Source organism: Moorena sp. SIO4G3 (assembly GCF_010692305.1).
GTDB classification, from domain to species: Bacteria; Cyanobacteriota; Cyanobacteriia; order Cyanobacteriales; family Coleofasciculaceae; genus Moorena; species Moorena producens_A.
In genome coordinates this window covers 1-11,062 of sequence record NZ_JAAHIG010000294.1, presented here as the reverse complement: position 1 = coordinate 11,062, position 11,062 = coordinate 1, and the positions used below count along the sequence as shown (strand labels likewise).

Below are 11,062 nucleotides of genomic sequence, written 5' to 3'. Positions count from 1 at the left end.
ATAATGTTACGTTTTGTTGCAATTAAGGGAAAATGTCCATTGCATAATGTGTAGCTATTAAGTCGATATATATAGAGGCTGTATATCCGTTTGCAGCCTCTAGTTGTCAGCTATGTCGATCTGGCAGATATCGCGGTGCCATCTGACAAAAGTCAATTCGTCTACCGGGGGGAAGTTTAATGACAGTGAATTTCGGCAGATTTTTTCGGGTCTGTAATCCCAGTAAAACCCTGAATCTGGGTAGGGCTGAAGACCAACAATATTACATTGATTTTTCTGAGGTGCGGGGCAGCAATATTATTCGAGAACTCAGACGCACCATTAGCTTCTCAGAAGATGAGCCCACCTGTCAGTTGTTTACCGGACACATGGGCTGTGGCAAGTCTACGGAGTTATCGCGATTGAAACGGGAATTAGAAAAACAGGGATATCATGTCGTTTATTTTGAGTCCTCTAATGACTTGGATCTGGCAGATGTAGAGATCAGTGATATTTTGCTGACCATTGCTCGTCAGGTGATTCAAAGTCTGGAGGAAGCTAAAATTAAACTCCAACCTACCCGCTTCCAATCCTTAGTGCAAGGGGCGGCTAAGTTGTTAAACTCCGAGGTGACCGGGTTAAAAGTCAACGTTCCTGAGTTTGGTGAGATTGGCCTCAGCTCACAAGAGGACGAGTATTCCCTAGCCTTTGGGATTGGAGAAATTACCACCAAAGCTAAGAATTCTAAGGACATTCGCTCCCTATTGCGACAACATCTAGAGCCACGGGTCAACAATATTGTAGAAGCGATTAATACAGAACTGATTGAACCCGCTCAACAGCAGCTGCAACAGCAGGGTAAAGCTGGACTAGTGGTGATTGTGGATAATCTTGACCGGATCCATAATAAACCTAAGTCAGGGCAACGCAATCAGCCAGAATATTTGTTTGTAGACCAGGGGGAGTATCTTAATCAACTCAAATGCCATGTGGTCTACACCATTCCCCTGATTTTGGCATTTTCCAATGACCAAGAAAACCTCAGGAATCGGTTTGGTTGTGAGCACCTACTGTTACCGATGGTACAGGTACAAGAACCAGATGGTAGTCCTAGTGATGCCGGAATTGCTTTGCTGCGAGAGATGGTCTTAGCCAGAGCCTTCCCAGATGTGGAGCCAGAGCAACGGCTCAGTTTAATTACAAAAGTGTTTGATAGCCCACAGACCTTGGATCGGCTGTGTCTAGTTAGTGGGGGTCATGTCAGGAATTTGCTGGTGCTGCTCCGGAACTGCCTCAGGAAAGACGAACCGCCTTTATCTGGTAAGTTGCTAGACAGTGTGATTAGTCAGCGTCGCAATGAATTGAGCAGGGCAATTACACCGGATGAGTGGGAATTGCTCAGACATGTGGCTGAACACAAAACTGTCAGGGGTGAGGAGGAATACCAAATCCTGTTGAAGAGTTTGTTTGTGTTTGAGTATTGTAATGGTCACGGATGCTGGTATAATATCAATCCCGTGTTAGCTGATGCCAAAGAGTTGAATTGAAGCTCAATATAATATCAACTATCAGCCATCAGCTGTCAGCTATCAGCTATCAGCTATCAGTTGCGTAGGGTGCGTTAGGGGTGGGCTAACCCTGATTTTCCGCCTCTTCGCGCCTGGTTGAAATAGCCCACCCCGTAACGCACCACTTTTTTAATTAATTTCAATAATATACAGTTTAAATGCACAACAGCTTATTAGCATTAACCTGTACCTGAAATTACTCGGTTAAATGACTTCCTGTCTGGTTCAAGGGCGTGAATCAAGGGATAAAATGTCATGATAATGAGGTACATTTTTTGACTACTCCCTACTCCCTACTCCCTACTCCCTACTCCCTACTCCCTGCTCCCTACTCCCTACTCCCTAATCCCTACTCCCTACTCCCTGCTCCCTACTCCCTACTCCCTACTCCCTAAACTTTTGTACCTCACCCAATTAAAAATAGTCTAACTAATGCCAGATACAACCGCAAATCACAACCAAGATTCCCTCAGAGAACTAATCCGACTGATTACGTTTTCTCAGGGAGAATTTTCCTTGATTTTGGCGGTTGGTAACTATGGGGTATTGAGGAGACAAATTAGTGAGCAGTTGCAGGAGCAATGTTCTATTCCGATCAGGGAGCTGGTCTTAGAGCAATCGGTTAAAACTCTCTATACCACTATTGTGGAAGAGCTAGGTCTGCAACAGCCAGAGGCATTAATGGTATCTGGGATAGACTCAGTAAGTTGCATTGAGGAAGTGCTGACAGCAACCAACCAGATTCGGGAAGAGTTTCGGAACTTTCGGTTTCCACTGGTGTTGTGGGTGACGGATAAGTTGCTGCAAATGCTAATTCGGTCAGTGCCAGATTTCCACAGTTGGTCAAGCTGTGTTGAGTTTTTGATTAGCAGCGGTCAATTAATTCACTTTATTAAGCAAAGCACTGATCAGGTGTTTGCCAAGGTGGTAGCCTCCCGTGAAACGGAGTTTTTGCACAGTAGTACTCTGAATTTAAACAAAGGCTCTGCATCCTATGTTGAATTACAGTCAGCACGACAGGAGCTGGAAAAGCGGGGAGTGGCCTTAGCCCCTGAGTTAGAAGCCAGTTTGGAATTTGTGCTGGGTCGAGTGGCTGATAATTCTCAAGAAGAGTCTCGACAGCATTATGAGCGCAGTTTAGCTCTGTGGAAACAAACCGATAACCGGGAACGCCGTGGACATGTATTATTCTGTTTAGGCTTGTGGTGGGCTGGTTATGGACTGTGGCATCAAGCTGAGAAGGAGCAAGCTTGTGAACAAGCAAAAGTTTATTTTCAGGAATCGGTTGAGGGTCTTGAGCAGGCTAACCGCCTCGACTTAGCTGCCAAATATATTAATTTTTGGGGAGATACACTTCAGCGGCAGTCAGATTGGGAGCAGTTAAAGACAGTTGCCGAAAAAGCCTTGGCGCTCCATCAAACCTATTCTGATCCGTTCAGAATGGCACGAGCTTATGGCTTTTTGGCTGAAGTAGCCCTAGCCAAATCAGCCTTTAAAAAAGCGCAAGAGTATTCCAAACAAGCGCTTTTTCTGAGCTCAACGGCATTAGAGAAGATAGTCAATCCCTCACCGGAACAACAAACTTTCTTAGACTGGCACAAGTCTTTTGCCCAGGGTTGGTATTTATTTTCCTTGGGACGAGCACTGCTTGGGACTATGCGGACGCAAAATGATCTTGGTCAATTACAAGCAGCACTTCATAACTTGGAAACCGCTAGAGCAGAAACCAAACCCCACTATGATCCAGAACTTTATATTGGTATCTTGAAGGAATTACATCAGGTCTATTGCCAACAAGGGGACTATCTCAAGGCCTTTAATATTAAACAAGTCCAACAGGGGATTGAGAGCCGGTTTGGGTTTCGGGCATTCATTGGTGCCGGTCGATTGCAGCCCAAGCAGCAGATAACTAACCCAGTTTTAGCAACCCTTGAGTGCTCAAAAACCATAGCGCCAGAAATTGCGGCTTCTGGCAGGGAACACCATATTAATCACCTGATTGAGCGCATGAAACAGGAGCGCTCTAGACTAACTGTGATTCATGGACAGTCCGGGGCGGGGAAAAGCTCAATGATTGAGGCGGGATTAATACCAGCATTAGAACGGCAAACCATTAATACCCGTCGGGTATTACCGGTTTTGCAGCGAGTTTATAGGAATTGGATTCAAGCACTAGGCAAATCCTTAACAAAGACTCTGGATAAGAGAGTAAATTTAACCTCTGTGGCTGGTAACCTTGATTCAACCGCCCTCATTCTTGAGCAGTTGCGCAAAAATGCTAGGCAAAATTTGCTTACTGTTTTAATATTTGACCAGTTTGAAGAGTTTTTATCCGTTTGCTCAAACCCCAACCAGAGGCGATGTTTTTATGAATTTTTGCGATACTGTCTGAATATTCCTTATGTGAAGGTAATCTTGTCTATGCGAGAGGATTATTTACATTGGCTGTTGGAATGTAATAAGTTCGGAATCGATTTAGAGGTTATTAATAACAATATTTTAGATAAGAGAATTCTGTTTCACTTGGGGAATCTTACCCCAGCAGATGCCAAATTATATCTTCAACGCTTAACGGAGCAAGCTCAGTTTCCCCTAGAGCAAGCACTGATTGATAAATTAGTGGAGGATTTAGGGAAAGAATTAGGGGAGATTCGACCAATTGAGTTGCAAGTGGTAGGGGCGCAACTGGAACGAAACCAAATTACCACCCTAGAACACTATCAACACCTAGGACATAACCCAAAAGCTGAATTAGTCAACCAATACTTAGAAGAAGTAGTGGAAGCCTGTGGTTCCGAGAACAAACGGGTTGCTGAATTAGTGTTGTACTTGCTAACAGATGAAAACAACACCCGCCCCCTCAAAACTCGCCATGATTTAGAAAAAGAATTAAAAGCCTTGGCGGCTGATGTAGAAACAGAGCTAAAACGATTAGATTTAGTGTTGGAAATTTTTTGGAAATCCGGCTTAGTGCTGCTGTTAAGAGAATTTTATGGTAATCGCTATCAATTAGTCCATGATTATCTGGTCGATTTCATTCGACAACGAAAAGGGGCTGACATCATAGCCGAACTTAAAGCTGACATCAGAGCAGAACTTGAAAAAGAACGAGCAGAACTTGAAAAAGAGCGAGAGGCGCGACAACGGCTTCGGAAATCGTTGCTGACCGGGTTAGGGGGATTTAGCGTGGTGATTACTATACTAGCTATTGTAATCTGGCAGTTGCAATCGGAAAAATTTTACCAAAGACAGGCGACCCTTGCTAAACTCAACGCTAAATATCAGCTCTATCGTCTTGTAAACAAAAATCAGCTTGATGCTCTTTTAATCAGCATTAAGGGAGGGAAACGATTAAACCATAAAATAGCCAAATCAGACATTGAACAAGAGACTTTATCTAACCTCTGGGAAGCAGTCAACTTAACCCAAGAGCACAATCGTTTAGATGGACATAAAGAGAGTGTATTGAGTGTAAGTGTGAGTCCTGATAATCAGCTCATTGCCTCAGCTAGCTCTGATCAAACCATCAAACTGTGGAGTCGTGATGGCCAATTGCTGAATAGCCTAGAAGGACATGATGATACAGTGTGGTGTGTCAGTTTCAGCCCTGATAATCAAATTATTGCCTCAGCCAGTAAAGACAAAACCGTTAAACTTTGGAGTCGGGATGGCACCTTAATTAACACTTTGACAGGACATGATAAGGGGGTGAAGTGGGTAAGTTTTAGCCCAGATGGTCAGACCATTGCTTCTGCCAGTGGTGATAAAACGGTCAAACTCTGGAAGCTTGATGGGACTTTGCTAAAAACCTTGACAGAACATCAGGATGCTGTTTTGAGCGTTAGTTTTAGCAATGACGGAGAGTTAATTGCTTCCGCGAGTAAGGACAAAACCGTCAAACTCTGGAGTCGTGATGGAAGGTTAATTAACACCTTGAGGGGACATGATGAGGGGGTGAATTGGGTAAGTTTTAGCCCGGATGGTCAAACTATTGCTTCAGCTAGTGATGATCAGACCGTGAACCTTTGGAACCGTGATGGAACGTTACGGAAACCCTTGGCAGGACATGATGATGCGATCAACAGCGTCAGCTTTAGTCCTGATGGAGAGTTGATTGCCTCCGGGAGTAGTGACGGAAAAATAAAACTCTGGAGTGGTAAGGGTACAGCAATTTCAACCCTTCCTGGTCATAAAGATATTGTCAATCAAGTTAGTTTCACTCCTGACGGTAAGATGCTAGCCTCAGCTAGTTTTGATTTGACTGTCAAACTTTGGAGTCTTGACCAAACCTTGCCTAAGGTTTTCCAACCTACCACCTATACAGTCTATGGTTATGGTGCTAGTTTTAGCCCGGATGGTGAAATAATTGCTTCTGGTAGTCGAGATGATTACACTGTCAGACTCTGGAACCCGGAAAAACAGATTAGGGAACTCACCCTTGAGGGACATCAGGATTTTGTGAATGGGGTTGATTTCAGTCCCGATGGTCAGTTAATTGCCACCGCCAGTGATGACAAGACGGTGAAACTCTGGAATCGCCAGGGGAAACTCCTACATACTCTAGAGGGGCATAGCGCTCCAGTTTATAGCGTTAGTTTCAGTCCTGATAGTCAAATCATTGCCTCTGCGAGTGAGGATAGTACAGTAAAACTTTGGACTAGGGAAGGAAAATTGCTACGTACTCTAGCGGGACATAAAGAGGCAATAAATCGCGTCAGTTTCAGTCCCGATGGTCAGTTAATTGCCTCTGCCAGTAATGACAAGACAGTGAAACTCTGGAAGCAGGGCGGCACACTAATTACTACCCTGACTGGGCCTAGGAAGTTGTCCTCCGTTAGTTTCAGCCCCGATGGTAAGCGCATTGTGGCAGGTGCTGCTGGTGGTTTTCTTGTAATTTGGACTGGTACAGACATCTCTTGGCAGCAATTCGAGTCTGAAAGAGTAGTAGGGCATACAAAAACTGTTCATGATGTCAGTTTCCACCCCCATCGAAACATTATTGCTTCTGCTAGTGCGGACGGCACAGTTAAACTATGGGATCCCAATGGAATTTTAATCAGAACGTTAACCGAGGGTTCTGAACGTGTGGAGTCTGTGAATTTCAGTCCAGATGGTGAAACCCTAGTCTCGATTAACGCAGCGAATCGGGTGAGTATTTGGAATTTAGATTACAGTCAATTCTTAGGTTACAGTCAATTAAACGATGTGAATTACCTACTGAAGCGTGCTTGTGATCAGATCGGTAATTATCTAAAAAATAACCTGAAAGTCAAGCCAAAAAACAAAAAACTCTGTGAGGGAATTGAGGATCAAGAGTAAATCAGCTGGAATATATAGCAGTTCTGATAGTAGTAAGGTACACAAGATTTGTTCCCTATTCCCTATTCCCTACTCCCTAAAACCCACAACTTGTGTAACTCACCCAATTAAGAACTGCTATATATGATCAATCTCTAGCTGAAGCGGACTCTACTAAATTCCGGATTGTGGCATGTCGCGGCTTGGTGGTCTAGGATCTTGATCTTGGGGCTCTCTTGCGCCAGCAGCAGTATCAAATATACTGTATTTAAGGAATGAAACATCCTCCAATAGACTATTGCTAGTAGAGTCAGGTTCGGTAATTAAGTTCCAGGAAGCTGTCTCCATAGCCAAAACCTGACTAGCAGTGATTGTCGATACTGCTGTCATCCCTAGAAGGGAGAGAATTTTGTAACGTTTCATAAGTGGACTCCGTGGGTTCTCTGCTAATTCCAACTCGATTCATATATACATTTATCCCAGATTGATGCTCAGATCAGGATATTTTCCAGGTTTATGGATCAAATCAGGAAATTTTGTGAGCGTAGAATATCGTAGCTTTGGCGGCTTTGACGAATCTGCGGAAGGAAAGTTCCCCATGAAGAATGTAGAATTTAGAATGAAGAATTAAGAAGTCTGGCTTCTGGCTTCTGGCTTCTACATTCTGGCTTCTGGCTTCTGGCTTCTGGATTCTGGATTCTGGCTTCTACCTCCTACATTCATTCTACATTATCCATTGTTAATTATCCATTGTTAATTCTACATTCTTAATTCTACATTCTAAATTCTAATAACCTTTAACCTTAGAGCAGAGCTGATTTAATAACTCCTTTGGAATGGCCTCGAAATTTTCTAAGAGAAAATCCATTAAGGCCAGTTGACACTCCCCGGTCGCTAAGGGCGCGGGGATTCTGCGGACAGGTTAGACGCGAGCTTGCACCCACAGTCTAATCCTCGCTACGGTCGTCAAAGACCGTCTACCCAGTCGGCTTAGATCTAGATCTAGCTTTCTGGCTACTTTGCGCATTATATTTGCGCTGCCATTTAGATCGGCATTAATAATTGATTTATTCGCAGATCTGTACAGCCCACGTTTAACTCTTCGCCCCGATGCTTTCCACCCATCTGGCTTTTCGCCAAACTTGGGCAGGGAGTCACCATCAAGGTAAGAAGCTTTACTGGTATAGGCTTCTTCTGTTACTTCCAGTCTAATATTGTACAAATCGCATAACTGGGAAAGCCTATCCTTTAGCTTCCCTAAGGGAATCTGAACGAATTCTTGATTGTTCAATCTTCCCATGTTGGAGTTCCTTTTAAAGCCCTCATTCCACCCTAATACAATCGTTTTAATTCCGACTTTTAGGCAGTGATTAACTATTAATCGAGCTGCTTTATTGATTCCATCTTTGACTCGGTGATTGCGCTTTCGAGTAACTCGGTCAAGCCACTGGTCCCAATAGCTTTGCGGTTTTCCTTCTTTTCTAGTTGCAACCTGCTTGTTCCAATATTGGTTGTACGACTTCATCGCACGGGAGTCGATCAAGAATGAATTCCCCAATGTGTCAACACAGGCAGCTAGATTACTAGAGGTTCCAAGATCTATACTCAAAGCCTCGTTGCTGTCTTGTTGAACTGGGGTCTGATTGGGGATTTCATAAGAGACTTCCAAGTAGAAAGCTCCATTCAAAGGGAGTATCGTCCATTCTTTTATTTTTCTGCCCTCTAGATTACTGGGAAAAGGCAGAGAAAAACTTCTCACTCCAAACCAGCGTCTTACAGTCAAACCCAGAGAAAAGACTACTTGCCCTTCTTTTACCTTTGGTTTTTGGCCTCCTGAATTCGGATATGCAACTTTAAATAATTTTGAACCTTTTAAATACTTCGGGGGACTGGGTCTGTCTTTCATGTCTCCTTTAAACCAAAGAGATCTAAGACCCTTATAAGACTTAAACGCTTCCGCTACACTTAGCAGGGTTTGTTGAGCTGGAGTGGAAGGCAGAGACTTCGCTATCATTGACTTCCCTACACTTCTTTCGTAAAGGAGATCGAATTTTCCAGTTAAAAGTTTTCCGGTCTTAAAGAATATCTGTCTGGCCAAGTAAATCCCCATGTTGTAAAGTTTACCTGACTGCTGACACAGGTAAACTAAGATAGCCTCAGTCTCTTTGTCTGGATGCAACAATATTTGTTGTGTTCCGATAGGTGACTTGGTCTTAGCCATTATCGACCTCTCCATGGCTTGTTGTTATCTCATTGTAGTCTACAATTAAAGTAATGGCAAGTCCGGAATAAAAATGCGCAAATCTAGTTTTTATTATCGACACTACAACCATGCGGTGGGGCTATGCGTAGTCCACCTGGTCTGGATACCAAAAAGACGAAAAAAGATACTAATAGGGAAGATCAAGGACAGAATCTACGAGATTTTTTCAGGAGTCGCCTTAGAAAAAGGATGGAATATTAAGGCTCTTGAAGTGGCTCCAGATCACATCCATCTTTTTGTTGAAATAAATCCAACTGACGCAATATGCCAAGTGGTTAGAGCTTTTAAAGGGCGAAGTGCTAACTACTTAAGAAAGGAGTTCCCTGAACTTAAAAGGCTGCCATCTCTATGGACAAACAGTTATTTCTTCTCTACAGCGGGGAAAGTTAGTACTGAAACGATTCAAAGATATATTACTGACCCTCATCACAGTTAACAGGTGGCGCTTTGCCACTGCGAGCATTCCTCCCGGAGACGAAACCTTAAAATAAGGCAGCCTTAATCATGGAGGCGCGCTTTCGCGACGGCGAATTAAATTCGCCATGGGTCGCGCCTCAAAGTTTTAACCCTTTTACCCATAGCCGACCAACCATAAAGGCTGCCCCAGCGAGGGATTGCTCGCTGGGGTAGCTTCTGACCCGGTCATTAGACGCGGGGTTTCCTGCTGTCTAGATTTTTATGATGCAAGGAATCGGAAGAGGGAGATTTATAGCGAGGACCTTGAGCCAGCCAGCTGTTGACAGCGTAACTTGAGCGGCAGCAGATATTACCGATGTCTTCTTGCTTCACTTGCCATTTCCAATAAAACTCCTGGGGGGTCATGGATAGTCGGCAGTTGCTGTATAGGTAGATCAAGATTTCCTCTCGCTCGGTTATGGGACGAGGATAGGCATGTTCCCATGTGGATTGGGTCCTGGCAATTTGGGCAAGGCGGTTTAGGGCTCGCTGACAGTGAATCAGATGAATCAGATGGTCATTTGAGCGATTTGTTGGCATGATGTAATTACCTCACACATAGCTTGTGACTGGGGACATAAGCCGCGCTTCTTGGTTGACGTGAAAAGCGCGGCTTTTTGTCCATAAATATTATCGAAATATCGGACATTTTTATTATTACTAATATTTCGATAAATGTCAAGATTTTTTTTTAAATTGCAACATTATTTTACACGTTTAAAAATTGACTAGTTTGGGAGTTTATCTAGATATAAAATCAAGTTGTTTAGGTAAGTTTGGAGTAGAGAGTAGGGAGTCGGGAGTAGGGAGCAGGAAGCAGGTAAACTAAATATGTCCTAAGCTTTGCTTAGACTGCTATATAGTAAAGTTTTTGGCGTTGCTGATTCTGGGTATGATTCCGCCCCCCTAGCCCCCCAATTTTGGGGGGAACAAAACTCTCAAAGTCCCCTCCGGTGCGCTTGACCCGTAATTAAATTCGCCACGGGTCGCACCGCAAAGTTGGGGGATTTAGGGGGCTTGACCAAAACTAAAGGATCGGGCATTCATACTTCAATTCAGCAACGCCAAGTTTTTAATGCATGCTTTTTCGGTAAAACTTGTGTTTACAACCCAGATATAAACGCGGTTATATGTGTCAACTGCATTGTCAACAAGCACAATTCACTCCAAGATTCCGGAATCCTGTTTTTTTTCCCTGTAGTATAAATCAAGAATAATTTCCCGGATTCAAGGAGCATTGCTGATTCGGGAAAGCTGAAGCTGCGCGAACGGTAGAATATTAGACCAGTGGATGGAAATTATCCTTAGATCATAAATGGAGTAAATTCGGTTCTACCGCACCTACCTTATTTTTACTGCTGTTGTTTAGAGGGGTGCATCTCATATTTGTAAAAAAGAAGAGAAATGGCGTAGGGTGCGTTAGGGAGGGGCTAGCCCTGATTTTCCAAATCTTTCCCAGTGTTGAGACAGCCCGTCCCGTAACGCACCACCGGATCAA

7 protein-coding genes are annotated in these 11,062 nt (G+C 43.7%); 3 read left to right on the top strand and 4 right to left on the bottom strand.

All coding sequences use genetic code 11. The features are described from left to right. The first annotated feature begins 179 nt into the window (after positions 1–179). Together F6J99_RS33485 and F6J99_RS33480 are read left to right on the top strand one after the other, a co-directional pair. The gene (locus tag F6J99_RS33485) at positions 180–1,526 is read left to right on the top strand and encodes an ATP-binding protein (protein ID WP_293119544.1); all 1,347 of its coding nucleotides are present in this window, start codon (positions 180–182) and stop codon (positions 1,524–1,526) included. A 453-nt stretch (positions 1,527–1,979) separates the two neighbouring features. After that, positions 1,980–6,866 carry a sugar-binding protein gene (locus F6J99_RS33480; RefSeq protein ID WP_293119542.1) on the top strand — a complete coding sequence of 1,629 codons (4,887 nt, stop codon included), beginning with the start codon at positions 1,980–1,982 and terminating at the stop codon, positions 6,864–6,866. Between the two features lie 153 nt (positions 6,867–7,019). Here the strand turns inward: F6J99_RS33480 and F6J99_RS33475 are convergent, their stop codons facing one another. Continuing rightward, positions 7,020–7,268 carry a hypothetical protein gene (locus F6J99_RS33475; RefSeq protein WP_293119540.1) on the bottom strand — a complete coding sequence of 83 codons (249 nt, stop codon included), beginning with the start codon at positions 7,266–7,268 and terminating at the stop codon, positions 7,020–7,022. A 499-nt stretch (positions 7,269–7,767) separates the two neighbouring features. Beyond that, positions 7,768–9,066: a transposase gene (locus F6J99_RS33470; protein WP_293119538.1), complete on the bottom strand. Its 1,299-nt coding sequence runs from the start codon at positions 9,064–9,066 to the stop codon at positions 7,768–7,770. 73 nt (positions 9,067–9,139) lie between these two features. Here F6J99_RS33470 and tnpA point away from each other — a divergent pair, with 73 nt between their 5' ends. Further along, positions 9,140–9,544: an IS200/IS605 family transposase gene (tnpA, locus tag F6J99_RS33465; protein ID WP_293119536.1), complete on the top strand. Its 405-nt coding sequence runs from the start codon at positions 9,140–9,142 to the stop codon at positions 9,542–9,544. Between the two features lie 209 nt (positions 9,545–9,753). Here tnpA and F6J99_RS33460 read toward each other — a convergent pair whose 3' ends face one another. Both F6J99_RS33460 and F6J99_RS33455 read right to left on the bottom strand, forming a co-directional pair. Continuing rightward, on the bottom strand, positions 9,754–10,104 hold the full coding sequence (locus F6J99_RS33460; RefSeq protein ID WP_293119534.1) for a hypothetical protein: 351 nt from the start codon (positions 10,102–10,104) through the stop codon (positions 9,754–9,756). A gap of 769 nt (positions 10,105–10,873) precedes the next feature. Beyond that, positions 10,874–11,062 (bottom strand): hypothetical protein (locus tag F6J99_RS33455; RefSeq protein WP_293119532.1); only part of this gene is annotated, 189 nt, incomplete at its 5' end.